The organism is Luteibacter sp. RCC_6_2, from assembly GCF_041360655.1.
GTDB lineage: Bacteria > Pseudomonadota > Gammaproteobacteria > Xanthomonadales > Rhodanobacteraceae > Luteibacter.
In genome coordinates, this window is the sequence record NZ_JBFUPQ010000016.1 from 1 (window position 1) to 24,331 (window position 24,331).

General features: G+C 66.9%; 25 protein-coding genes. 5 read left to right on the forward strand and 20 right to left on the reverse strand.

Annotated elements, in window-relative coordinates; genetic code table 11:
- Nucleotides 1-258: 258 nt before the first annotated feature.
- The 5 genes from AB6730_RS16075 to AB6730_RS16095 form a co-directional block, all read right to left on the reverse strand.
- Entirely contained in the window at nucleotides 259-1,167 is a 909-nt protein-coding gene (locus AB6730_RS16075; protein WP_371024623.1) for a DUF4097 domain-containing protein, read from the reverse strand.
- Between the two features lie 24 nt (nucleotides 1,168-1,191).
- Nucleotides 1,192-1,611 carry a hypothetical protein gene (locus AB6730_RS16080; protein ID WP_371024624.1) on the reverse strand — a complete coding sequence of 140 codons (420 nt, stop codon included), beginning with the start codon at nucleotides 1,609-1,611 and terminating at the stop codon, nucleotides 1,192-1,194.
- Complete coding sequence (locus AB6730_RS16085; RefSeq protein ID WP_371024625.1) at nucleotides 1,608-2,195, reverse strand: RNA polymerase sigma factor; 588 nt, start codon at nucleotides 2,193-2,195, stop codon at nucleotides 1,608-1,610. Before AB6730_RS16085 ends, AB6730_RS16080 begins: the two co-directional genes overlap by 4 nt.
- A gap of 265 nt (nucleotides 2,196-2,460) precedes the next feature.
- Nucleotides 2,461-4,254 (reverse strand): phosphoenolpyruvate carboxykinase (GTP), encoded by a 1,794-nt coding sequence (locus tag AB6730_RS16090; protein ID WP_371024626.1) that lies wholly within the window; start codon nucleotides 4,252-4,254, stop codon nucleotides 2,461-2,463.
- 98 nt (nucleotides 4,255-4,352) lie between these two features.
- Entirely contained in the window at nucleotides 4,353-4,943 is a 591-nt protein-coding gene (locus tag AB6730_RS16095; RefSeq protein WP_306852103.1) for a TetR/AcrR family transcriptional regulator, read from the reverse strand.
- Between the two features lie 139 nt (nucleotides 4,944-5,082).
- Between AB6730_RS16095 and AB6730_RS16100 the strand changes: the two genes are divergently transcribed.
- Entirely contained in the window at nucleotides 5,083-5,961 is an 879-nt protein-coding gene (locus tag AB6730_RS16100) for an alpha/beta fold hydrolase (protein ID WP_371024627.1), read from the forward strand.
- 55 nt (nucleotides 5,962-6,016) lie between these two features.
- Nucleotides 6,017-8,488 (forward strand): acyl-CoA dehydrogenase, encoded by a 2,472-nt coding sequence (locus AB6730_RS16105; RefSeq protein WP_371024628.1) that lies wholly within the window; start codon nucleotides 6,017-6,019, stop codon nucleotides 8,486-8,488.
- Nucleotides 8,489-8,755: 267 nt separating this feature from the next.
- Here AB6730_RS16105 and ptsP read toward each other — a convergent pair whose 3' ends face one another.
- The 12 genes from ptsP to AB6730_RS16165 form a co-directional block, all read right to left on the reverse strand.
- Nucleotides 8,756-10,510 (reverse strand): phosphoenolpyruvate--protein phosphotransferase, encoded by a 1,755-nt coding sequence (gene ptsP, locus AB6730_RS16110; protein WP_371024629.1) that lies wholly within the window; start codon nucleotides 10,508-10,510, stop codon nucleotides 8,756-8,758.
- 32 nt (nucleotides 10,511-10,542) lie between these two features.
- Complete coding sequence (locus tag AB6730_RS16115) at nucleotides 10,543-10,812, reverse strand: HPr family phosphocarrier protein (RefSeq protein WP_371024630.1); 270 nt, start codon at nucleotides 10,810-10,812, stop codon at nucleotides 10,543-10,545.
- On the reverse strand, nucleotides 10,805-11,197 hold the full coding sequence (locus tag AB6730_RS16120; RefSeq protein WP_371024631.1) for a PTS sugar transporter subunit IIA: 393 nt from the start codon (nucleotides 11,195-11,197) through the stop codon (nucleotides 10,805-10,807). Before AB6730_RS16120 ends, AB6730_RS16115 begins: the two co-directional genes overlap by 8 nt.
- Nucleotides 11,198-11,234: 37 nt before the next feature.
- A complete protein-coding gene (gene rapZ / locus AB6730_RS16125) occupies nucleotides 11,235-12,116 on the reverse strand; it encodes an RNase adapter RapZ (protein WP_371024701.1) in 882 nt (293 codons plus the stop codon).
- A 19-nt stretch (nucleotides 12,117-12,135) separates the two neighbouring features.
- The gene (gene hprK / locus AB6730_RS16130; protein WP_371024632.1) at nucleotides 12,136-13,086 is read right to left on the reverse strand and encodes an HPr(Ser) kinase/phosphatase; all 951 of its coding nucleotides are present in this window, start codon (nucleotides 13,084-13,086) and stop codon (nucleotides 12,136-12,138) included.
- A 208-nt stretch (nucleotides 13,087-13,294) separates the two neighbouring features.
- Nucleotides 13,295-13,648: a ribosome hibernation-promoting factor, HPF/YfiA family gene (gene hpf, locus AB6730_RS16135; protein ID WP_371024633.1), complete on the reverse strand. Its 354-nt coding sequence runs from the start codon at nucleotides 13,646-13,648 to the stop codon at nucleotides 13,295-13,297.
- Between the two features lie 118 nt (nucleotides 13,649-13,766).
- Nucleotides 13,767-15,248, reverse strand: coding sequence for an RNA polymerase factor sigma-54 (locus tag AB6730_RS16140; RefSeq protein WP_371024634.1), 1,482 nt, complete (start codon nucleotides 15,246-15,248; stop codon nucleotides 13,767-13,769).
- 99 nt (nucleotides 15,249-15,347) lie between these two features.
- Nucleotides 15,348-16,067, reverse strand: coding sequence for an LPS export ABC transporter ATP-binding protein (lptB, locus tag AB6730_RS16145; RefSeq protein ID WP_371024635.1), 720 nt, complete (start codon nucleotides 16,065-16,067; stop codon nucleotides 15,348-15,350).
- A 4-nt stretch (nucleotides 16,068-16,071) separates the two neighbouring features.
- Nucleotides 16,072-16,653: a lipopolysaccharide transport periplasmic protein LptA gene (lptA, locus tag AB6730_RS16150; RefSeq protein ID WP_371024636.1), complete on the reverse strand. Its 582-nt coding sequence runs from the start codon at nucleotides 16,651-16,653 to the stop codon at nucleotides 16,072-16,074.
- Nucleotides 16,616-17,215, reverse strand: coding sequence for an LPS export ABC transporter periplasmic protein LptC (lptC, locus tag AB6730_RS16155; protein ID WP_306852078.1), 600 nt, complete (start codon nucleotides 17,213-17,215; stop codon nucleotides 16,616-16,618). Before lptC ends, lptA begins: the two co-directional genes overlap by 38 nt.
- Nucleotides 17,212-17,760 carry a KdsC family phosphatase gene (locus tag AB6730_RS16160; protein WP_371024637.1) on the reverse strand — a complete coding sequence of 183 codons (549 nt, stop codon included), beginning with the start codon at nucleotides 17,758-17,760 and terminating at the stop codon, nucleotides 17,212-17,214. Before AB6730_RS16160 ends, lptC begins: the two co-directional genes overlap by 4 nt.
- A 55-nt stretch (nucleotides 17,761-17,815) precedes the next feature.
- Nucleotides 17,816-18,829: an SIS domain-containing protein gene (locus AB6730_RS16165; protein ID WP_371024638.1), complete on the reverse strand. Its 1,014-nt coding sequence runs from the start codon at nucleotides 18,827-18,829 to the stop codon at nucleotides 17,816-17,818.
- 176 nt (nucleotides 18,830-19,005) lie between these two features.
- On the opposite strand from AB6730_RS16165, the gene AB6730_RS16170 reads away from it, so the two are divergent.
- Nucleotides 19,006-19,245, forward strand: a complete 240-nt coding sequence (locus tag AB6730_RS16170) for a BolA family protein (protein ID WP_371024639.1) — start codon at nucleotides 19,006-19,008, stop codon at nucleotides 19,243-19,245.
- A gap of 57 nt (nucleotides 19,246-19,302) precedes the next feature.
- Nucleotides 19,303-20,562, forward strand: coding sequence for a UDP-N-acetylglucosamine 1-carboxyvinyltransferase (gene murA / locus AB6730_RS16175; protein ID WP_371024640.1), 1,260 nt, complete (start codon nucleotides 19,303-19,305; stop codon nucleotides 20,560-20,562).
- A 12-nt stretch (nucleotides 20,563-20,574) separates the two neighbouring features.
- Here the strand turns inward: murA and AB6730_RS16180 are convergent, their stop codons facing one another.
- The 3 genes from AB6730_RS16180 to purM form a co-directional block, all read right to left on the reverse strand.
- Nucleotides 20,575-21,276: a DUF3108 domain-containing protein gene (locus tag AB6730_RS16180; RefSeq protein WP_371024641.1), complete on the reverse strand. Its 702-nt coding sequence runs from the start codon at nucleotides 21,274-21,276 to the stop codon at nucleotides 20,575-20,577.
- Nucleotides 21,277-21,499: 223 nt separating this feature from the next.
- On the reverse strand, nucleotides 21,500-22,147 hold the full coding sequence (gene purN, locus AB6730_RS16185; RefSeq protein WP_371024642.1) for a phosphoribosylglycinamide formyltransferase: 648 nt from the start codon (nucleotides 22,145-22,147) through the stop codon (nucleotides 21,500-21,502).
- A gap of 8 nt (nucleotides 22,148-22,155) precedes the next feature.
- Nucleotides 22,156-23,193 (reverse strand): phosphoribosylformylglycinamidine cyclo-ligase, encoded by a 1,038-nt coding sequence (gene purM, locus AB6730_RS16190; RefSeq protein ID WP_371024643.1) that lies wholly within the window; start codon nucleotides 23,191-23,193, stop codon nucleotides 22,156-22,158.
- 137 nt (nucleotides 23,194-23,330) lie between these two features.
- Between purM and AB6730_RS16195 the strand changes: the two genes are divergently transcribed.
- A complete protein-coding gene (locus AB6730_RS16195; protein ID WP_371024644.1) occupies nucleotides 23,331-24,317 on the forward strand; it encodes a DUF2066 domain-containing protein in 987 nt (328 codons plus the stop codon).
- Nucleotides 24,318-24,331 lie beyond the last annotated feature (14 nt).

Here is a 24,331-nt window from a genome sequence, read left to right on the forward strand (position 1 = left end):
GTTTTCGCTGAGGCAGGAGCCGAATCGAAAACCCCCGCCCGACCGTCCGAGCCCGAAGGGGCGCCAGCCATCAAACAGGGCCGCGCAGCGGCATCCCTTCCCAAGGGACGGCTCCGCCTGTCGCGCCGAGGGTGGCGCCCGGCAGCTCCCCCGCGACCCACACAACGAATGCGAGGGCGAAGCCGAGCCGGCATACCGCTAACGCTAATACGCGAAGAACCAAAAAAGAAGCCGCCCTTGAGGCGGCTTCATCGTTTCTCAGCGTCCTGCGCCTCGTATGCGGACATCGCCGCTGAACGACTCGACGTGGATGAAGGCGTCGCCACCGCCGACGGTGGTCTTCAGTTCCTTGCCCGGGCCATCGTCGCCACGCGAGGGGTTGCCCCAGTCGCTGCGCAGGTCGCCGCTGAAGGTGGAGGCCTCGAGCCGGGCCGACGCGTCGGCTGGCAGTTGCAGTTGCACGTCGCCGCTCATGGAATCGACGTCGAGCTTGCCGCCGCGCGCGGGAGCGCCGTTGACCTGGGTGTCGCCGGACACCGTGCTGAAACTGGCTTCCTTCCAGGGGCCACCGCCGATGGTCATGCGGCCCGAAACCGTCTGGGCTTCGATCTTGTCGCCGATGTTCGGCGCCGTGATGTCACCGGAAACGGTCTGCAGTTCGGCTTCCCCGGCACGGCCGGCGAGGTCGATCGTGCCGCTGACCGTCTGCATGCTGACGCGGGGCGAGCGCAAGTTCGCGCGGATGCGTCCGCTGACCGATTCGACGTCGATCTTGCCGCCATCCAGGCCATCGATGCTGACCGGCGCGCTGACCACGTTGATGTTGACTTCGACGGCCCTGGGCACGCGCACGTTGAGGACGGTCGGCTGCATGCTCGAGTCGTTGCCCCAACTGAACCAGTTGCCTTTCTTCTCGTCGCCTTCGACGCGAATCTCCACGTTGCGGTCGTCGCCTTCCAGTTCCAGTGGACGGGCGCCGTCGCCGAGGCTGCCGGAGACCTGCACCTGGTTCTTGTCCCAGGCGGTGACGGTGACTTCGCCCTTGACGTTTTCGATGCTGATCTTCGCGTTGGGGCGGATGTCTTTCGACAGGTTGATCGGCGTCGAGGCAAAGGCCTCGCCGATCGAGAGCGCCAGCAGCAGGGGGGTGAGATAGAGCGTTTTCATGGGTAGTGTCCTGGCTGTTCGCGTTTAGCCGGCTTGCTTTTCGAGGTTGCGCAGACGGTCGCGCTGGCGTTCGGTGCGTAGCAGCAGGCGCTGCAACGCGGCTGAATCGGGGGAATCCTGCATGGCCTGCGTGAGCTCCATGCGTGCGGCGTCGAGTTCGACCGCCGCGCCGGAAAGACGCGGATCGGACGGTTTCCAGGCGGGCCCGGCAGCTATGCCGGCACGGTCGGTGGGTGATACCAGGTGCAGGCCCAGGCCGCCGCCGAGGACGGCGACACCGGCGATAGCCGCGGCCATCAGCCAGGGGCGAGCCCGGCGATGTCGTATCGCGGAAGCACCCTGTGACTCGTCGAGACGGGCTTCGATACCGGCCCACAGGTCGCGATGGGGCACGACAGGGCGGTTGAGGGAGCGCATCTGGCGCAGGTAGTCGAGTTCGTTCATGGTTTATCTCCCAGCGCACGGCGGAGCAGTCCGCGCGCACGGTGCAACTGTGCTTTCGAGGAGCCCACCGCCATCGAAAGCTCGATGGCGATCTCCTCGTGTTTCCAACCTTCCACGTCGTGTAGCACGAGGACGGCACGGGCCCGTGGCGGCAAGCACGCGATGGCCTTTTCCAGTTCGCCGCGCTCGAAGGCGCGGACGGGATTGTCGATGTCGGTGATCTCCGGCAGGTGCTCGTCGTCGACGATGCTGACCGGGTCGGCGTTGCGGGCGCGTATGGACATCAGCGCCACGTTGACCGCCAGACGGTAGACCCACGTACCGAAGGCACTTTCGAAACGGAAACCGTCGAGCTTCTGCCAGGCGCGGATGAAGGCTTCCTGGGTCAGGTCCTCCGCACGCGCATGATCGAAGCCCGCCAGGCGCAGCACCGCACCGTACACGCGGTCGGCGTGGCGCCGGTAAAGGGCTTCGAAGGCCTTGCGGTCGCCGGCCACGGCCGCGCGCACGGTGTCGTCGTCCGACGAGGCGGCGGGCAGCTCAGGCTGCATGAAGGACGTGGCGGCGATGCATAGGGCGTTCATCTTGCCAGCTTGGATGCGGGCAAGGGGGAAACGGTTTAAGCAAGGAGGGCTGGTCCGCCAAGAAGGAGGGGGGAGGGGGCCCGGCTTTTGTGGGAGCCGCTTCAGCGGCGATGGGTGCTTGCTGTTACCGGCCCGCTGCCGCGGGATCGCCGACAAGTCGGCTCCCACCAGAGCGGGTTTCCGTAAGGGTGGGGCTGTTGTGGGAGCCGCTTCAGCGGCGATACGGCCCGCCCCGAGGCCGGGGGCGGGCCGTAAGAACGCAAGGTCAGGCCACGTGCGCCGCGCGCTTCCCCGCGAAGGCGGCATCGAGCGCCTTGCTTACACGCTCACGCTCGGCCTTCAACCGCTCCGGCATGCGTTCGCCGAAACCGTCGAGGTACAGGCCGATGGCGCGCAGTTCTTCCTGCCAGCCCGCGACATCGACGCGGAGCAGTTCCTCCAGCGTGCCCGGCGTCAGGGACAGGCCATCGGTATGCAGTTCGCCCTTGGCGGGCACGGTGCCGATCGGTGTGTCCACGCCCTTGGCCAAGCCTTCGACGCGCTGGATCATCCAGTCGAGCACCCGCAGGTTCTCGCCGTAGCCCGGCCACATGAAGCGGCCGTCGGCATCCTTGCGGAACCAGTTCACGTGGAAGATGCGCGGCAGCTTCGCACCCGGCTTGTCGAACGACAGCCAGTGGGCGAAGTAGTCGGCGAAGTTGTAGCCGCAGAACGGCTTCATCGCCATGGAATCGCGACGAAGCACACCGACGGCTCCGGTCGCGGCGGCGGTGGTTTCCGACCCCATGGCCGCGCCCACGAGAACGCCGTGCGCCCAATCCTTCGCTTCGAACACCAGGGGCACCAAGGAGGGACGACGTCCACCGAAGACGATCGCGGAGATCGGCACGCCGGCGGCATCTTCCGATTCCGGCGCCCAGCTCGGGCATTGCTTCGCGCTCACGGTGAAGCGCGAATTCGGATGCGCGGCCGGACCGTTGGCCGTGTCATAGGGACGGCCCTGCCAGTCCGTTACCGGCTCACCTTCGCCAAGACCTTCCCACCAGGGACGGTTGTCGGCGGTCAACGCCACGTTGGTGAAGATCGCATCGTGGCCGAGCGTTTCCAGCGCGGTGGGATTGGTGCTCGCGCTGGTACCGGGGGCCACGCCGAAATAGCCGGCTTCGGGATTGATCGCCCACAGGCGTCCATCCTTTCCTGGGGTCATCCAGCAGATGTCGTCGCCGACCGTCCAGACTTTCCAGCCCGCCTTGCGGTAGCCCTCGGTGGGGATGAGCATGGCGAGGTTGGTCTTGCCGCATGCCGAAGGGAACGCGGCGGCGATGTAATGTTTTTCGCCCTTGGGATTCTCGATGCCGACGATGAGCATGTGCTCGGCGAGCCATCCTTCGCGACGCGCCTGGTAACTCGCGATGCGCAGCGCGTGGCATTTCTTGCCGAGCAGCGCATTGCCGCCGTAGCCCGAGCCGATCGACTTGATCGAGAGTTCCTCGGGGAAATGCATGATGAAACGGCGTTCCGGATCGAGGTCGCCCGTGGAGTGCAAGCCTTTCACGAACTGGCCTTCGCGCTCGATGCGGGCGAGTGCCGGCGAGCCCATGCGCGTCATGATGCGCATGTTGGCGACCACGTAGGGACTGTCGGTGATCTCGACGCCGCAGCGCGCGAGCGGCGAATCGATCGGACCCATGCAATACGGGATCACGTACATCGTGCGGCCGCGCATGGCGCCGGCGAACAGGGCATCGATCTTCGCGTGCGCGTCGGCGGGTGCCATCCAGTGATTGTTCGGGCCGGCGTCTTCCTCGTCCGGCGTGCACACGAAGGTCAGGTGTTCCACGCGCGCGACATCCGAAGGGTGCGAGCGATGCAGGTAGCTGCGGGGGTTGCTCTCCGCCTTGAGCGGGAGGAGGTCGCCACTGGCTAGCATCGTCTGGACGAGTTCGGCGTACTCCGCTTCCGAGCCATCGCACCAGTGAACGGAGGCGGGCTCCGTCAACGCGGCGACCTCGTCGACCCATCGATTCAATGCTTCCAGTGAACTGCCGTGCGATCGCATCCTTGGTGGTCTCCAGTTAAACGCAAGCGGAGACAGTAGTTTGCGTTGCCTGGTATTGGCAAGGCACGGCGCAGCAAAAGCGCCCGTGCCATTCAGGATCAATCGGTGGATCGCGCCGGAGTGAGCGTGGCGATCATGTGTTCGACGTAGGCGTCGAATTCCTCGTGGCTGAGGCGGGGCAGGCCGAGGGTGAAGTTCAACTGCAGGAACCCGACGTACGCCGCATAGGTGAGGCGTGCGCGATGCAGGGCGACGACCGGCTCGAGGCCCGCTTCCTGGTAGAGCCGCGTGAGGAATTCCATGCGCCGCTGCGAGACGCGCGACATCACCGGCACCACCTGCGGATGGTCGAGTGCCTTGAGCAAGGCGGCATACACGCGATGCGGCTGCAATTCGTGCGCGACGCGGCGGAACAGTTCCGGGAAGCGCTTCAGGGGATCGGGGATACGTTCGATTTCCGCCAGCACCTCGCGTTCGCCATACTCTTCCCAGCGTTCGAGCGATGCCTGGAGCAGGGCTTCGCGGGTGCGGAAGTGCCAGTAGAAGCTACCCTTGGTGACGCCGAGGCGCCGCGCCAGGGCTTCGACCGCGAGGGCACCGACACCTTGCTCGGCGATGAGGGCTAGGGCGCCGTCTTCCCAATCTTCGGCGGAGAGGCGGACTCGTTCGTTCTTGGCACCGTCGTTCATCGACGCATGGTAGCGGAGACGCGGCGGTTTGCAATTGGGAGGGCCTCCGCATGTTGCATAAGACCTTGACTTGCCAGCCGTTACATGACCGTACGCTGGCGTATTGACGCACCCCGTCCTGGGTTACATACTCAACCGTATGGTAGCCATCCCGTCCCCCGTCCATTCGGCTCGCGCCAGCCTCGTTTCGTTCGACGGCATCGCGCTGGCCACCCAGCACTGGCGTGGCGAGCGCTCGCCGTCGCTGCTCTTCGCTCACGGCTTCGGCCAGACCCGCCATGCGTGGAACGGCGCGGCGCGTGCGTTGGCCGCACAAGGATTCGATGCCACCACGTTCGATGCGCGCGGCCATGGCGAGAGCGAACGCGTGCCACGTGGCGACTACCACATGGAGCAGTTCGTGGCCGACCTGCTCGCGGTGGCGGCCAGCACCCCATCGGGGGATGGCCGCGCGCCGGTGCTGGTCGGCGCCTCCATGGGTGGCCTGCTCGGCTTGCTGGCCGCGGGCGAGGCGGAGGAGGGCAAGGAGCCCTTCTCCGCGCTGGTCCTGGTCGACATCACGCCACGGTGGGAAACCGCCGGCGTGGAACGTATCCTCGGTTTCATGCGCGCGCATCCGAACGGTTTCGCGGATTACGACGAGGCGGCCTCGGCGATCGAGGCATACCTGCCGCACCGTCGCGAACGCAAGACGGAGGCGCAGCTGAAACCCTTGCTTCGCCAGGACCACGATGGGCGCCTGCGCTGGCATTGGGACCCCGCCCTCCTCGACGGTCCGATCCAGCAGAGCGAGCGGTACCAGCCCCGCTTGTTCGCGGCCGCCGCCCGGGTGAGGGTGCCCGTGTTGCTGCTGTCCGGCGCACGCAGCGACGTGGTGTCCAGCCATACCGTCGACGAATTCCTCCGCCTCGTGCCGCACGCGCACCACGTGGCCTTGCCCGACGCCACGCACATGGTGGCGGGCGACGCGAACGACGCGTTCACCCGCGAGATCGCGACGTTCCTCGAAACCCTTTGATCCAACCGTTTCACGAAACACGTAGCAACGACCCGACTGTGACGAGGTGATACCGATGTCTGCGATCCTAGTTGTGCTGGCGGCGCTCATCGCCTCCGGTGCCTGTGCCTACCACCGCGCGTCCCTGAAGACGTGGGCCGTCGCGACGGCGGCGACGATCGTCGTCGTGGGCTTCCTCGCCGGCGCGCCGGCGACCACCATCGTGCTGCTCATCCTGCTCGCGGTCGTGGCGGTGCCACTGCTGATGGTCGACTTCCGCCGGAAGAAGATCAGCGCGCCGCTGCTGTCGATGTTCGCCAAGGTGACGCCGAAGCTCTCCGACACGGAGCAGACCGCGCTGGAAGCCGGCACCGTCGGTTTCGAGGGTGAGCTGTTCTCGGGCAAGCCGGACTGGTCGCAGCTGCTTCGCCAGCCGAAGCCGGAACTCTCGGTCGAAGAGCAGGCCTTCCTCGATGGCCCCGTCGAAGAACTCTGCGGCATGATCGACGACTGGCAGATCACCCATGAACTGGCCGACCTGCCGCCGAACGTCTGGGAGTTCATCAAGAAGAACAAGTTCTTCGGCATGATCATCCCGAAGAGCTACGGCGGTCTCGGCTTCTCGGCGCTGGCCCATTCGGCGGTGCTGCAGAAACTGTCCAGCATGTCGCAGACACTGGCTTCCACCGTCGCCGTGCCGAACTCGCTCGGACCAGGCGAACTGCTGATGCACTACGGCAGCGACGAGCAGAAGAACCACTTCCTGCCGCGACTGGCGGATGGGCGTGAAATCCCCTGCTTCGCGTTGACGGGCCCGTACGCCGGCTCGGACGCCACGTCGATTCCCGATTTCGGCATCGTCACCAAGGGCATGTGGAACGGTGAGGAAACGGTCGGTATCCGCCTGACGTTCGACAAGCGCTACATCACGCTGGCACCGGTCGCCACGATCGTCGGCCTGGCGTTCCGCATGTACGACCCGGACAAGCTGCTCGGCGACAAGGAAGACCTGGGCATCACCCTGGCCCTGCTTCCGCGCGAGACGCCGGGGATGCAGATCGGCCGCCGGCACTTCCCGCTCAACACGCCGTTCCAGAACGGCCCGGTCCACGCCAAGGACATGTTCGTGCCGTTGTCCGTGCTGATCGGCGGTCCGCACATGGCTGGCCAGGGCTGGCGCATGCTGGTGGAGTGCCTCTCGGTCGGCCGCGCCATCTCGCTGCCGTCGAACGCCACCGGCGCGTCGCGCATGGCGGTGGCCGCCACGGGCGCCTATGCGCGCATGCGCAAGCAGTTCGGACTGGCCATCGGTCGCTTCGAGGGCGTGGAGGAAGCGCTGGCCCGCATCGGCGGCCTCACCTATGCCACCCAGGCGTTGTCGCGCGCCACGGCCGCGGCGGTCGACCGCGGCGAGAAGCCGGCGGTGCCTTCGGCCATCGCCAAGTACCACGCCACGGAATGGTGCCGCCAGATCGCGTCGGACGCGATGGACATCCATGGCGGCAAGGGCGTGATCCTGGGCCCCAAGAACTACATGGGGCGCGGCTGGCAGAGCGTGCCCATCGCCATCACGGTGGAAGGCGCGAACATCATGACGCGCAGCCTGATGATCTTCGGCCAGGGCGCGATCCGCTGCCATCCTTACGTGCTGAAGGAAATGCAGGCGCTGAACATCGCCGACTACCGCGAGCGCCTCACCACCTTCGACAAGGCGTTGTTCGGCCACATCGGCTTCGGCTTCTCCAACGCGGTGCGCAGCTTCGTCCTCGGCATCACCGCGGCGAAGATCGGCGATACCGCCGGCGATGCCTACACCCGCCGCTTCTACCGCAAGCTCAACCGCTACTCCGCGGCGTTGGCGCTCTGCGCGGACGTTTCCATGGGCGTTCTCGGCGGCAAGCTGAAGTTCAAGGAGAAGCTGTCGGCCCGTCTTGGCGACACGCTTTCCTACCTGTATATCGCCAGCGCGATGCTCAAGCGCTACGAAGACACCGGCCGTCCCGAAGCCGACCGTCCGCTGCTGGCCTGGGCGTTCCATGAGTGCGTGTGGAAGATGCAGATGGCGCTGGATGGCGTGATCCGTAACTTCCCGGTCCGCCCGGTGGCCTGGCTGCTGCGCGCCCTGGTGTTCCCGTTCGGCCGTCGCGAAGTGCCGCCGTCTGACCGCCTGGGCCGTCGTGTCGCCGCGCTGATCACGGCACCGAACGAAGCCCGCGACCGCCTCACCACATGGAGCTACCTCACCCCGACGGCGAACAACACGGTGGGCCGCATGAACGCGATCCTGCCGGACGTCATCGCCGCGGAGCCGGTGGAGCGCAAGTTCCTCAAGGCGTTCAAGGGCGGCCAGCTGCGCTCGCATACGTACAACGAGCAACTGGCGGAAGCCGAGAAGCTCGGCGCCATCACGCCTGCCGAGCGCGAGCTGCTGCAGCGCGTCCGCGATGGCGTCGCCGAATTCATCTCGGTGGATGATTTCGACAGCGAGGAACTGCGGGCGAACGTCGTGCGCAATGCCGAAGCGATGAAGCCGGTACGCGCGGCGTAATCGAGCGCATCGTTGGCAATGAAAAGGCCGCGAGCGATCGCGGCCTTTTTTATTGTCTGGTGGGAGCCGACCCTTTTGCCTGGTGGGGGCCAGACCTTTTGCATGGTGGGAGCCGACCTTGTCGGCGATCCCGCGGCAGCGGGCCAGGTTGCGGCAAGCACCCATCGCCGCTGAAGCGGCTTCCCACCACAGCATGAAGCGGCTTCCCACCCAATGGCTTCCCACCAACCGGCTTCCCATCTGTTGGCTTCCAAATGGGTTTCGCTATCAGGTTTCGGCGCAGCCGTCCTGCAAGGCCACGACTTCCAGCAGCCGTTCCTCCACTTCGTCGCGCGAATGCGCACGGAACAGACGAGGCGCCGCGCGACGGAGGGCGCCGCAGTCGAGCTGGGTGAGGCGGTCGCGGACCTGCAGCAGCTGGCCCGGATGCATGCTGAATTCCTCCAGGCCCATGGCCAGGAGCAGCGCGGTGAACTGGGTATCCCCGGCGATTTCACCGCACAGGCTCACCGGCTTCTTCGCCCGGCGCGCGCTGGCGATCACGTGGGCGATCAGGCGCAGGAACGCGGGTTGCAGTGGATCGTAGATGCCTTCGAGCGCATCGTTGTTGCGGTCGGCGGCGAGCACGTACTGGGCGAGGTCGTTCGTGCCGATGGCGAGGAAGTCGGCTTTCTCCAGGATCGAGGTGACCCCGATCGCGGCGGCCGGTACTTCGATCATGGCGCCGACGTCGAGTCGCTCCGGCAATTCCTGGCCAGCCCTCGCCAGGTCTTCGCGCGCCTTCTTGATCAGGCGGCGCACCTCGGTCATTTCGCCGAGGTGGGTGATCATCGGCACCAGGATGCGCACCGGCCCGTAGCAGGCCGCGCGCAGGATGGCGCGCAGCTGCACGCTGAAGATGTCCGGATAGCGCAGGGAGAGGCGAACGCCACGGACGCCCAGCGCGGGATTGTCCTCGCCACGGATGGCCAGCCCGGCGGCGTCCGCCTTGTCGGCGCCGAGGTCGAGCGTGCGGATGGTGACGGGAAGCCCGCCCATGCCGAGCACGACATCCCGGTAGGCGGCGAACTGCTCGTCTTCGGAGGGCAGGCCGCGCTGGCGCAGGAACAGGAATTCCGAACGGTAGAGGCCGATGCCATCCGCTCCACGCGAGCGGGCGAGGTTCACGTCGCCGGCCAGTTCCGCGTTTGCGAAGAGACGTACATGTGCGCCGTCTTTCGTGAGCGTGGGCGCCGTCGCCAGTGCGGCGAGCCGACGGCCCTCGGCGGCCGCCTGCCGTTGCCATTGGCGATAACGCGCGAGGTCTTGCGCGGTAGGGTGGACGATGACCTCGCCATGCTCGGCGTCGATGAGCACGAGGTCGTCGTCGTTGACGGTCGCAAGGGCGTCGCGGGTGCCCACCAGCATCGGCAGGTTGAAGCTGCGCGCGAGGATCGCGCTGTGGGAATAGATGCTTCCCGCGCTGGCGATGACACCGAGCATGCCTTGCCCGGCCATCGCGGCCATGTCGGCCGGTGCGATGGTGTCGCTGACGACGATCTCGCCGACGCGGGCGGCGAGTTTGCGTTCTTCACGGCTGGACTGCTGGTTGAGCGCGGACATGACGCGGCCGATGACCTGGTCGATGTCCTCGCCACGGCTCTTGAGGTAGGGGTCGTTCATCGCGTCGAACACCGCCGCGAGGCGGTCGCGTTGCATCTTCAGCGCGGCACTGGCGGTGTAATGGCCGACGGTGACGAGTTCGTCGAGGCCACGGAGCAGTTCCTCGTCGTCGAGCAGCAGGCTGTGCGCATCGATGAAGTCGCCGACTTCACGGGCAAGGGCGCCGTGAAGCTTGCCGCGTAACTCGTGGAGTTCCGTACGGGCGGTGTCGAGGGCCTGGTGCAGGCGTTCGATCTCGGGCCCGATCTCCTTGTCCTCGAGCATCCGCATGTCCACGGCGAGGATGTTCGGCTGGACCAGGCGCGCCCGGCCGAGGGCCATGCCCCGCGCGGCCGGCGTGCCGGTCAACACGATTCTCATGCGGCCCTCGTTCTGCGCACGTGGTTCATGCTTTAGGCACCCTCGTCGAACTTGCGGTCGAACAGGTCGATGACGGCGGCGAGGGCGGCTTCTTCGTCCGCACCTTCGGCACGCACCGTCAGCGCCGTGCCCATGCCGGCGGCCAGCATCATGACGCCCATGATGCTTTGCGCGTTCACTTCGCGCCCCTTGCTGACGAGCCAGACCGTCGACTTGAAACCTGAAACCAGCTGGACGAGCTTGGCTGATGCGCGCGCGTGCAGGCCCAGCCGGTTGGATACCACGATGTCTCGTTCAAGCATGGTCGATGAAGATCCCTCCGCGGCCACCGCTGGCCGCGATCTCGGCCAGTTCGGGCAACGATTTTTCCGAATAATTGAGAACCCGCAGCAGCATGGGCAGGTTGAGGCCCGAGACACAGCGAAGGTGGACGCCGAGTTCGCCCAGGGACAGGCCGATATTGCAGGGAGTGGCGCCGTAGAGATCGGCCAGGACGAGCACGCCCTCGCCGTGGTCGAGGTCGCGGGCGTGCTTGGCGGTGAGCGTGCGCATGACGTCGGGGTCCGCGCTGGGCGGCACCTCGACGGCGTCGATGTCCAGTGGCAGCTTGGGCATGACGTGCCGCGCCGCCGAGATCAGCGCCTTGCCGACGGCTTCGTGGGTCATGAGGAGGACACCGACGCTCATCGCCCGGTGTCTCGTGATGGCTTCGGCTGGGTCATGGTCACTCGAGCTCGCGATGGAAAGTCAGTACGTTGCCGCGTTCCGAGCGGAAATGCTGGGCCAGTTTCTCCACCAGGTAGACCGAGCGATGACGACCGCCGGTACAGCCGATGGAAACCGTGACATAGCTTCTGTCTTCGCCCTCGAAGCGCGGCAACCAGGTGTCGAGCCAGCGGGCGACGTCGGCATAGTATTCGCCTACCAGGGGGTTCGCGTCGAGGAATTCCCGGACCGGGAGGTCCTTGCCCGAGAAGGGACGCAGCCGCGGGTCCCAGTGGGGGTTGGGCAGGCAGCGCGCATCGAAGACGAAATCGGCATCGGAAGGGAGCCCGCGCCGGTAGGCGAAGGACTCGAACAGCAGCGTCGTGCCGTCGGAGGCGGCGGCGTAGCCGGTGGCGAAGAGGCGGCGCAGCTGGTGCACGTTCAGGTCGCTGGAGTCGATGACCTTCTCGGCGATCGAGACCAGCGGGCGAAGCAGCTTGCGTTCCTGGGCGATGGAATCGGCCAGCGACAGCTTCTCGGCCGCCAGCGGATGGCGCCGGCGCGTCTCGGAATAGCGCTTGATGAGGACATCGTCGCGGCTGTCGAGGAAGATCAGGTGCACGTGCACGCCGGCCGAAGAGAGCTCCGACAAGACGTGCGGCATGCGCGAGAGATCGATACGGCGGTTGCGCACGTCCACGCCCACGGCGATGCGCTTGCGCGGCCCGTGCTCGCCCTGGCTCACGGCGGCGACCAGCTGCGGGATCAGCTCCGCCGGCATGTTGTCGACGCAATAGAACTCGAGGTCCTCCAGCGCGCGCAGCGCGACGGTCTTGCCGCCACCGGACATGCCGGTCAGCACCACCAGGTGGATGGCATCGGGCTCGACGATGGGGCTCATGACTTCGTCGCTCACGGGGTCACCACGGGGAGAAACGGCGCATCTGGTGCGCCTGGCGGTCGATGAAGGTCTGCGCGGGGTCGATGCCCTTGGCCTTCAGCACGTGGTTGCGCACCGCGGCCTCGACCAGCACCGCCAGGTTGCGGCCCGGCGCGACGGGAATGGTGATCTTGGGCACGTCGACGTCGAGTACGTTGCGCCGGCTCACATCGCCGGTGAGGCGGGTCATGGCGTCGGTTTCCTCGCCCTCGCGCAGCGGCTTGAGGTGGATGACCAGGCGCAGGTACTTGGACGGTTTCACCGCGGTATGGCCGAACATCTCGCGGATGTTCAGCACGCCCAGGCCGCGCACCTCCAGGAGGTCCTGCAGCAGTTCAGGGCAGGCGCCGTCGATGACATCGGGGGCGATGAGGGTGAATTCGGTGGCGTCGTCGGCCACCAGGCGGTGACCGCGGCTGATCAGTTCCAGGGCCAGTTCGCTCTTGCCCGAGGCAGGCTCGCCGGTGATCAGCACGCCGATGGAGAACACTTCCAGGAACACGCCGTGCAGGGTGACCCGCGGCGCCAGGGTGCGGGCCAGGTGGTATTGCAGGTAGGTGAGCAATTCATGGCCGCGCTTGGTGCTCTGCCACAGCGGCGTGTCCGTTTCCTCGGCGACTTCGCGCAGGTCGGCGGGGATGGACTGTTCCTTGGTGACGATCAGGGCGGCGGGCTGGTAGGCGGCGATCTTGTGGATGACTTCCCAACGCTGGCGCGAGTCGAGCCCGTCGAGGAAATTGAGTTCCTCCGTGCCGATGATCTGCACCTTGTTGGGGTAGATCACGTTGAGATAACCGACCAGGGAGGGCCGGCGGCTCTGCTTGGTATTGGGCTCGAGCACGCGCGATTCGCCGCGCATGCCGGCGGCCCAGCGCAGGGCCATGCGCTCGTGTACCCCGTCGAAGAGTTGTCTGGCGGTAAGCCGGTCCACGCTTGGTCCCTTCAAAGAGAAAAGCCGGCCCGCGGGGCGGGCCGGCTTGCTTATATTGTGCCACAAGGGTGGAAAGCGCCCCGGCCAGGAGGGGCTTGTAGCGCCCCGTAAGGGGGTGGGAAGCGGCCTGGGCCGCGATGGGGGCTGCGGCAAGCCTTTTCGCGCGCCAGCGCGCTTCCCACCGGCGGGCTTCCCGCCCGGAGCCTTGTCAGCTGCTGCTGGCGACGCGGCCGTCGCGGACCTCGTGGTTGTGGTGGTCCTTCAGCTTTTCCTTGTGTTTCTTCAGCTGGTCGGCCAGCTTGGCGATCATCGCGTCGATCGCGGTGTACATCGTGTCGTTCTTGTTGTCGTCCTCGAGGCGGGCGATGCCGTCGGCGTGTAGGCGGGTGCCCGCGCAGTGCAGGGTGCCACCGGCCTTGTGCTCGTTCTTGTCGACGGAAAGGACCACGTCGAGGGCTTTGATGTTGTCGAAAAGGCGTTCGAAGCGGCCGACTTGCTGTTCCACGCGCTCACGCAGGGCGGGGGTGATATGGATGTGCTGGCCGCTGATCTGGATTTGCATTGACGCCTCCTTCTTGCTGAGGGTGCCGCCTTGTGGCGACGAGATCGGAACGGCGAGGTACCGTTCCTCTAGCCTTGAACCTATGGGACCGTAGACCTCCGGTGGGGTTCCGTGCGCGTCAACTGGCGCGGACGCGTTCGCTGGAACTGGGGATACGCATGGCCTCGCGGTACTTGGCCACCGTACGTCGCGCCACCTGAATACCGCGTCGATGCAGTTCCTCCGCCAGGGCCTGGTCGGACAGGGGCCGGCGCGCGTCCTCGGCCGTGATGAGCTTGCGCAGCATGGCCTGGATCGCGGTGGCGGACGCGGTGCCGCCATCCTCGGTGGCCACGCCGCTGGAGAAGAAATGTTTCAGTTCGAAGGTGCCGCGCGGCGTATGCATGTATTTGCGCGTGGTCACCCGGGAGATCGTGGACTCGTGCATGCCCACTTCCTCGGCCACTTCGCGCAACACCAGCGGGTGCATGGCCTCGGGGCCATAGTCGAGGAACGCGCTTTGCCGGCGGACGATCACATCGGCCACCTTCTGCAAGGTCTCGGCCCTGGACTGCAGGCTCTTGAGCAGCCAGCGCGCTTCCTGCAGCTGGCCTTTCATCCAGGTGGCGTCGTCGCCACGGGCGCGCGCGATGAGGTTGCAATAGTGCTGGTTGAGACCCAGCCGGGGCTGGGAGTCGGGATTGAGGCTGACCTGCCAGCGCCCGTTCTCGCGCCGGGCATAGACGTCGGGCGCCACGTATTCCACGGGCGTGGCATCCAGCGCGGCGCCGGGGCGGGGGTCGAGGCTGCGTATGAGGCCCGCCGCGGCGGCCACGTGGGCCTCGGGCGCCTTGAGCCGGCGGGCGATCTTGGCGGCGTCGTTGCGTGCCAGCAGCTCCAGTTCCTCGTTCACGATGCGGATCGCGAGTTCGCGATGCGGCGTGTCGAGCGAGAACTGGGAAAGCTGGCAGAACAGGCAGTCGCGCAGGTCGAGGCTGGCGATGCCGGTGGGGTCGAAGCGTTGCACGCGCTGGCGCACGGCCTCGATCTCCGCCGCGGTCGCATGCAATTCGTTGGGCAAGGCGGCTTCCACCGCTTCCACGCCATCGCGCAGGTAACCGTCCTCGTCGAGCGCGTGGATGATCGCGGTGGCGATGGCATGGTCGCGCGGCGAGAACTGCGACAGGTTGAGCTGCCACTCCAGGTGCTGCTGGAGGCTTTCCGGCGCGGCGTTCTGTGGCTCGAAGCCGTCTTCGTCGAGACTGCCACTGCGGGACGACGCACCGGCATAGTCGCCGGCATCGCCGTGGAACCGGTCGTCGTCCCATTCCGGAGCGAGTTCCTCGGACGGCGTGACGGTGGATTCCTCATCCTCCTTCGACGCCTTCACCGGAATCTCTTCGCGGGATGGGAACTCGGGTGCTTCGTATCCGGCGTCGTCCGCGGTCTCGGCTTCGGACTCGGCGTCTTCCGCGAACTCGAGCAAGGGGTTGCTTTCCGCGATCTGGCGGAGTTCGGCCTCGAGCTCAAGCTGTGACAGTTGCAGAAGGCGGATGGCCTGCTGCAACTGCGGCGTCAGCGTGAGCTGCTGATGGAGGCGAAACTGGAGTCCGGGTTTCATGCCTTCGACGCTTGGGGTTCCCGATCCATCGTAACCCCTTACGGGCTCCGCAAACCAGCGGCGAAGCGAGCTATGCCCACCAGCCTGACGGATGGCCGGTCAAATGCGGAATTCACGACCCAGATACACTTCCCGTACCTTTTCATCGGCGAGGATGTGCTGCGGCGTCCCGCGGGCCAGCACCTCGCCGTCGTTCAGGATGTACGCGCGATCGCAGATGCCGAGGGTCTCGCGCACGTTGTGGTCGGTGATCAGCACGCCGATCCCGCGCTCCTTCAGGTGGCGGACGATGCGCTGGATCTCGCCCACCGAGATGGGGTCGACACCCGCGAACGGTTCGTCGAGCAGCATGTAGCGAGGACGCGCGGCGAGGGCGCGGGCGATCTCCACGCGGCGACGCTCGCCGCCGGAAAGGCTGATGCCTTTCTGCTCGGCGATATGCGAGATCTTGAGCTCGTCCAGCAGGCTCTCCAACTCGTCCTCGCGCTGCTTCTGGGTCATGCCTTCACGCAATTCCAGCACGGCCAGGATGTTGTCCGACACGCTGAGCCGCCGGAACACCGAGGCTTCCTGTGGCAGGTAGCCGATACCCAGCTTGGCGCGCGCATGCATCGGCAGGCCGGTGATGTCTTGCTGGTCGAGCTTGATCGAGCCGGCGTCGGCCTGGATGAGGCCTACCACCATGTAGAAGCAGGTGGTCTTGCCGGCGCCGTTGGGGCCGAGCAGGCCGACCACCTCGCCTTCACGGATGGAAAAGGCGAAATCGCGAACCACCTGGCGCGCGCGGAAGCGCTTCTGCAGGCCTTGGGCTGAAAGCATCGGGTCAGGGCTTCTTCGTGTCGGGTGCCGGCGTCGCGGGCGTCGCCGGTGCGGCGGCCGGCTTGTTCTTCGGCTGGAAGGTCATGTGCACGGGGGCGGCGCCATTGCTCTCGCCGGTCATCGTGCTGTCCTTGGTGTTGTAGGTGAGCTTGTCGCCTTCGGCGCTGCCCTTGGCCGGCTGCTTGACCTTCGCGTTGCCCGTGAGGACGGCGAAGTCCTGGTCGACCTTGTAGTCGATGTTCAGCGCCTGGCCGTCCATCGGCTCGTTCTGCTCGTCGAGCTGGTGAATGGTGGCCGGCTTGCCGTCGACCACCACGCGGGTGATGTTGTTGTCGGCATCCAGGTAGCCGGTGGCCTTGTCGCCGGTGATCTTCAGCGTGCCCTGGGTGAGGATCACGTTGGTGGTCCAGATGACCTTGCCGGCCGGCTGCTGCGAACCGTCGAACGACTTCGAATGGACGTCGACCGGCTCGTTGCGGTCGGATTGCTTCGCCACGACGGGCAGGCTGGCCACGAGTGCCATGCCGAGCACCGCGAACAGGGCGGCCTTAGCGCTTGCGCGGCAGGTACGTGCTATGGACTGCATCGAGGAGCTCCAGGTGCTTGGTGTCGAGATTGGCGCGCATGCCAACGCCATCCATTGTAGAGCTTCCCTGCACGATCCGCGCCGCCTCGGCGGTCTCCAGGCGGTTCTCCTTGGGCCACGCGGTGACTTCGGAGGTATCGATGCTGGCGGCCTGGGTGGTGCCGAAGGCAGGTCGCTCCATGTGGACCTTGCCCTGCAGCTTCAGCAGGCTTCCATCCTTGTTCACCCATCCGTACTGGGAGTGGCCCTTCCACGGCGGGATATCGGCTTCCTTGGTCGAAGGAAGGACGAAATCCGGGGCGTTGATGTAGAGCGAATCGTCGCCCTCGCGCCGCTCGAGGTGGGGCGCGATCAGCTTGAAGGCCGGCTTGCCTTCCTCGTTGTACGAATCGAGGTCGAAATTGGTCAGCACGTAGCCGGAACGTGGCGGCCCCACGAAATCCTGGACCTTCTTCTCCGGCGCCGCCCAGTAGTAAAGCAATACGCTGGCGCCGAGGACGACGGCGAGGATGCCGGCCGTGCCCGTCGCACCGCGGTCCTTCAGCAGGTTGAACACGCTCACAGCCAGCGATCCCTTTCCGCCTCGGCCTTGCCCTGGGCGGCGAGGATCATGTCGGCCACCTCGCGTGCGGCCCCATAGCCGCCCGAAAGGCGCGTACGCCAATGGGCGCGCTCGGCCACCCAGGGATGGGCGTTGGCGGTGGCCACGGCGAGCCCGGCGATGCCCATGGCCGGGAGGTCGGGCAGGTCGTCGCCGACGAAGGCGGATTCCTCCGGCGACAGGCGCAATGCCTCGAGCAGGCCGGTCAGGCAGGCGCGCTTGTCCTTCTGGCCCTGGTAGACGTGGGCGATGCCCAGTTCCTCGGCGCGCAGCGACACGGGATGGCTGATCCGGGCCGTGATGATCGCGACCTTCACGCCGTTGCGCTCCAGCGCCTTCAGGCCGAGGCCATCGTGTACGTGGAAGACCTTGGTCTCACGGCCGTCCTCGGCGTACCAGAGGCGTCCGTCGGTGAGCGTGCCGTCGACGTCGAACACGACCACGCGCACGCGGGAGGCGCGCTCGGCCACGTCGGCGGGAATCTCGGTGTAATGGGTGTAGGCCATGGTTCGCTATATGGGGACGATGCGGCGCGACGGGAGCGCGCCGGGGCCCGGTCGTTCAGACGACGCGGGCACGAAGCAGGTCGTGGATGTTCAGCGCGCCGACGGCGCGGCCGTCGGCATCCACCACCAGCAGGGCGTTGATCTGGTGCTTTTCCATCAGTTGGGCGGCCTCGACGGCGAGCTTGTCGGAACCGATCGTCTTGGGCCCGCGGGTCATGAGCTGGGCCACGGAGGCGCTGCGCAGGTCGACGTCGTCGTCGTCCAGCGCGCGGCGCAGGTCGCCGTCGGTGAACACGCCCAGCAGGCGGTTCTCCGCATCGACCACGGCGGTCATGCCCAGGTGCTTGCGCGACATCTCGACCAGCGCCTCGCTCAACGTGGCTTCCAGGCGCACGCGAGGTACGTCGTCGCCCGAGTGCATCACGTCGGCGATGTGCAGGAGCAGGCGGCGGCCCAGGCTGCCGGCCGGATGCGAGCGGGCGAAATCGTCCGAGGTGAAGCCGCGTGCTTCGAGCAACGCCACGGCCAGCGCGTCGCCCATGACCAGGGCGGCGGTGGTGCTGGCGGTCGGGGCCAGGCCGTGGGGACAGGCTTCCGAGGCGACGTTGGCGTCGAGGTTGAGGTCGGCCTGGGTGGCCAGCGACGACCGGGGATTGCCAGTGATCGAGATCAGGCCGATGCCCTGCCGCTTGATCGCCGGAAGGATGTAGAGGAGTTCGTCGGTCTCGCCCGAATAGGAGATGCCGAGCAGGATGTCGTCCGGCTGGATCATCCCGAGGTCGCCGTGGCTGGCCTCGCCAGGGTGGACGAAGAAGGACGGGGTGCCGGTGGACGCGAGCGTCGCGGCGATCTTCCGTGCGATATGGCCCGACTTGCCCATGCCCGAGACCACGACCCGTCCCTTGCAGGCCAGGATCATCTGGCAGGCCTGGACGAAGGCGGCATCGACCTTCGCTTCCAGGGCACGGATGGCCGCCGCCTCGGTCTTGATGACGTTGCGGGCGCTACGGATGACGGTGTCTGCGTTCACATGGAGGGCGTCGGCGGGTGGGGCGGTGCGGGCGTTCATGTGACCTCATTGTCCGGGTGGGGCAGTCCCTGGTTACCCGGGATGTCCATTTCTGCGACACCGGATTTCCATTACCATTACATATTCTCATTTTATAGTCGCTGCCATCGACGGGTGGTTCAGGGTCCGTTTCGGAACCCTCACCGGCGCGGCGACCCCCCATCACCGGAGACTCCATGGACGCTGCGCGCATCCAGGCATTGATCGAAGCCGGCCTGCCCGGCGCGCGGGTAGAAGTTCGTGGCGACGACGGCGTCCATTTCGAAGCCGACGTGGTCTCGGAACAGTTCGCCGGCAAGCTGCCCTTGGCCCGCCACCGCCTCGTTTACGCCACCCTCGGCGACCTCATGGGCGGTGCCATCCACGCCCTGGGCCTGAAGACCCTCACCCCCGAAGAAGCCGCCGGCCGCCGCTGAACCAGCGCGCCGGGCGCCATCCTCCGCCCGTTTCCTTTCCCAAGGCATTCCCCCTCCATGGCCAAGATCCTTATCAGCGGCGGCCAGCCGCTCAACGGTGAGGTGAGCATTTCCGGCGCCAAGAACGCCGTCCTGCCCATCCTCGCTTCCTGCCTGCTCGCCGACGAACCGGTCAGCATCGGCAACGTGCCGCACCTGCACGACGTCACCACCTTCATCGAGCTGCTCGGCCGCATGGGCGTGCGCGTGGTCCTCGACGACCGCATGAAGATGCACATCGATCCGCGCCCGGAGAATTCCTGCGTCGCCCCGTACGAACTCGTCCGCACCATGCGTGCGTCGATCCTCGTGCTCGGCCCGCTGGTCGCGCGGCACGGCAAGGCCGAGGTCTCGCTGCCGGGTGGCTGCGCCATCGGCTCGCGTCCGGTCGACCAGCACATCCGCGGCTTGCAGGCGCTCGGCGCCGAGGTCACCGTGGAGAACGGCTACATCAAGGCGCGGGCCGGCCGCCTGAAGGGCGCGCGCATCGTCATGGACATGGTCACCGTCACCGGTACCGAGAACATCCTGATGGCCGCGACGCTCGCGGAAGGCACCACGGTCATCGAGAACGCGGCGCAGGAGCCCGAGGTCGTCGACCTGGCGCACTGCCTGATCGCGATGGGCGCGAAGATCGACGGCATCGGTACCTCCACGCTCATCGTGGAAGGCGTCGAGCGCCTTCACGGCGCCCACTACGAGGTCCTGCCCGACCGCATCGAGACCGGCACCTTCCTGGTCGGCGCCGCGATGACCGGCGGCAAGGTCCGTGCACGTGGCGCACGTGCCGACACCATGGATGCCGTGCTGCAAAAGCTCGAGGAAGCGGGCGCGCACATCAGCACGGGCAAGGACTGGATCGAACTCGACATGCAGGGGCGCCGGCCGAAGGCCGTGAACCTGGTGACCGCGCCTTACCCGGCGTTTCCCACCGACATGCAGGCGCAGTTCACCGCGCTCAACTGCGTGGCCGAAGGCGTGGGCGTGATCACCGAGACGGTGTTCGAGAACCGCTTCATGCATGCGCTGGAACTGCAGCGCCTGGGCGCGGATATCCGCCTCGAAGGCAACACCGCGATCATCACCGGCGTGCCGAAGATGAGCGGCGCGCCGATCATGGCCACCGACCTGCGCGCCTCGGCGTGCCTGGTGCTGGCCGGCCTCGTCGCCGAGGGCGACACCACGGTCGATCGCGTGTACCACATCGATCGCGGCTACGAGAACATCGAGGAAAAGCTCGGCGTGCTGGGCGCGAAGATTCGTCGCCTGCCGAGCTGACCCTGTCGGCGATCAGCGGCCCTCGAACTTCACCAGTTCCATGGTGAGGTCGCCGCCGTCCTTCTGCGCCAGCTTCACCGGAACCGGGAATTTGGCGGGCACGTACCACGCGTTGAAACCGCGGTCCGCATCGGTGCGATCCACGCGGACGGCGTCGAACGAGCCGGCGGGCACGGTGACCTTTTCCTTGCCCGACACCTTGAACTGCTGGTTCTCCACCGCCTGCTTCACCGCCACCGGCAGCGCTACCTGTTGCTGGCCCGAACGTAGCGCGAGCCCGAGCGCGAGCGGCAAGGTATTGCGTTCGACCATGCCCGGCACGGCGGCATAGCTGAAGCTCTTCTTGTTGTCCTGCACCTGCACGGTACCGCCCTGCACGGTGAGGTCGCGGGTCTTCGACTTCACCGCGGCGTCCAGTTGGTAGTGGTAGCTCACCGCCTGGGGCACCTGTCCGGCCCACGTGAAGCGCGAGGTCTCCGCCACATTGGCACCGAGCATGGCGGCGAGGCCCGAGGTGCCCTTGGTCTGGTTCGAATACTCGAACTGCCCGTTGCCCGCCGGTTTCAGCGTGACGGTGGCTTCGCCCAGCGGGCCGCCATCCTTGAGCACCTGATACGTAGCGGTGAACGACTGCGGCACGTCGGCGGCGAAAGCGGCGGCGGGCAGGGCGAAGGCCAGCGCGAGGCCGGCGCGGAGAAGGGTCTTGGTCGTCATGCCACCGAGTTTAGCCGGGGCGGCTGAATGCGGGGCGACAGCCTGGCGGTCGGAGGGAGCTCCCGGCGATCAAGGGGAGCCCGATTTTTACTGTGGGAGCCGATTCATCGGCGATCCCGCGGCGGCGGGCCAGGCTGGAGCAAGCACCCATCGCCGATGAATCGGCTCCCACATGGGCCTTGCCAACATGGGTCCTACCTCTGGTCTTACCCCTGGCGGGGTGTCAGAGGTCCGTCAGGGCCAGGGGCTGGGTCAGGGGCGCGCCGTCGAACACGGGGCCGCGGTCCCAGCGCAGGCGGCCGGAGGCGATCGCGCCGACCACGGCGGGTAGCAGAAGGTGTTCCTCGACCAGCAGGCGTTCGGCGAGATCGGTCTCGCTATCGCCCGGATGCACCGGAATGCGCGCCTGGGCGACCACCGGACCACCGTCCAGCTCGGCGGTGACGAAGTGCACGCTGGCGCCGTGCTCCACGTCGCCCGCCTCGAGGCAGCGGCGATGCGTGTGCAGGCCGCGATATTTGGGCAGCAGGGAAGGATGGACGTTGATCGCCCGGCCTTCCCAGGCGTCCACGACCGCGGCATCGACGATCCGCATGTAACCGGCGAGAACGAGCAATTCGGCCCCGCTGTCGGCCACGCGGCCGAACAGGGCGGCGTCGAAGTCCGCGCGGCTGGCATAGTCCTTGGGATTCAGCGCGACCGAGGGGATGCCCGCCGCCGCGGCGACACGCAACGCGCCGGCTTGCGCCTTGTCGCTGCCCACGAGGGTGAACTCCACCGGCAACCGGCCGGCGTCACGGGCGGCGATGAGCGCGGCAAGGTTGCTGCCGCGTCCGGAGGCGAGCGCGGCGATGCGCAGACGGCGTTCCACGCGAGGTGTCAGGCGATGTGGACGCGCTCGTCGCCCGAAGCGGCGACGACCGAACCGATGACCCAGGTGTCCAGGCCGTGACCGGCAAGCAATGCCTTCGCCGCCGCCACCTGGTCCTGCGCGAGCAGCACCGTGAAGCCGATGCCGCAGTTGAACGTGCGCCACATTTCCTCGGACGCCACGTTGCCCTCGCGCTGCAGCCACTGGAACACCGGCGGCAGTTCCCAGGAGGAAGCGTCGATCGACAGGCCGAGGCCGTCGGGCACCACGCGGATGATGTTTTCCTTGAGCCCACCACCGGTGACGTGGGCCATGCCGTGCACGTCCACCTTGGCGATCAACTCGAGCATGGGCTTCACGTAGATCGTGGTCGGCGCCATGAGCGCATCGACCAGTTTCACGCCACCGACCTCGGCGTCCAGCGGCGAACCGGCGCGCTCGAGGATCCGGCGGATCAGCGAGTAGCCGTTCGAATGCGGACCGGACGAGGCCACGCCGAGGACGACGTCGCCCGCGACGATGGACGAACCGTCGTTCATCGCGGACTTTTCCACGGCGCCGACGGTGAAACCCGCGAGGTCGTACTCGCCGGGCGGATACATGTCCGGCATTTCGGCCGTTTCACCGCCGATCAAGGCGCATCCCGCCAGTTCGCAACCACGGGCGATGCCGCTGATGACCGAGGCGGCCGTGTCGACGTCGAGCTTGCCGGTGGCGAAGTAGTCGAGGAAGAAAAGCGGTTCGGCCCCTTGCACGAGCACGTCGTTGACGCACATGCCGACGAGGTCGATGCCGATGGTGTCGTGGCGGCCGAGTTGCTGGGCGAGCTTGAGCTTGGTGCCTACGCCGTCCGTGCCCGAGACCAGCACCGGTTCCTTGTAGCGGCCGGACAGGTCGAACAGCCCGCCGAAGCCACCGAGTCCGCCCATCACCTCGGGCCGGAAGGTCCGCTTGACCATCGGCTTGATGCGCTCGACGAGGGCGTTGCCGGCATCGATGTCGACGCCCGCGTCGCGGTAGGTGAGGGAGCCCTGGTCGGAGGACATAAGCGGTTCCGGCACGTATTGGAAACCGCGCATGATAGCAGCAAGCGGTGGTGCGGCCGGCTCCTGCACATGGCCTGGATGGACGCCATGCCAAGGTTTGGGCAGACTTCCCGCCTTCACAAAGGGATGCCACGACCATGCGCCCAGCCCGTTTCCTCGCTTTATGGATGCTCATCGTGGTGGCCTGCGCCGGCTCCGCCTTGGCGCAGACATCGATCTACACGGTGACGGTGCCGGTGGCCGATACCAGCGCCGCCGTACGCGACCAGGCCTTCGCCACGGGGCTCACCCAGGTGCTCGCCCGGGCTTCCAACGGGGCCGATCCCCGGGGGAAACCCGGCTATGCGGAGGCCATGAAGCAGCCTGGTGGGCTCGTCCAGCAGTATCAGTACGCACGCACCGGCGGTGCCAATGGGGCCCCGTTGAGTCTCGATATCGTCTTCGATCCCGGCGCGATCCGCCGGGTGCTGGCGGTAGGCGACGCGTCGGTCGCGGCGCCGAAGCCGCCCGTCCTGGTGATCGCCCGCGATGCGAGCGGCAAGCTTCTCGGCCAGCAGGACCTGGTGCCGTTGGCGCAGATGGCCGATACCCGTGGTTACCAGATCGTCGTGCCCAAGGCCGACTCGCTCCCCGATCCGGCGGCCATCGCCCAGGGCGATCCCGGTGCCGTGGCGACCGTCGCCCGCCGGTACAACACCGCCATGGTCCTGGTCGGCAAGATCGGTGATGACCAGGCCGACTGGACCCTCGTTTCCGCCGGCCGCACCGGCACCTGGAAAGACAGTGGCGAGGCCCGCGCCGCGCTGCTCGCCAATGGCGCGAATGCCATGGCCGACAAGCTCGACCGGCAGTTCGCGGCCACCCAGGGTGGCAGTTCCAGCGGCAAGGTCTGGGTGACCGGCCTGCGTTCGGCGGCCGATTACGCCGGTTTGCTGGCGACCTTCCAGAACGATCCTTCGGTCAAGTCGGTGGCACCCGTCGGTGCCACGGCCGACGGCGTGCTGCTCAATGTGAACGCCAGCGCGCCGTTGGCACGCCTGGTGGCGGCCTACGCGGCCGGTGGCCACATACTGGCGGCCGATGCACACGATGGCGCCGACCTCGCCGTGCGCTGGGTCCCGTGACCCCCTACGACGAA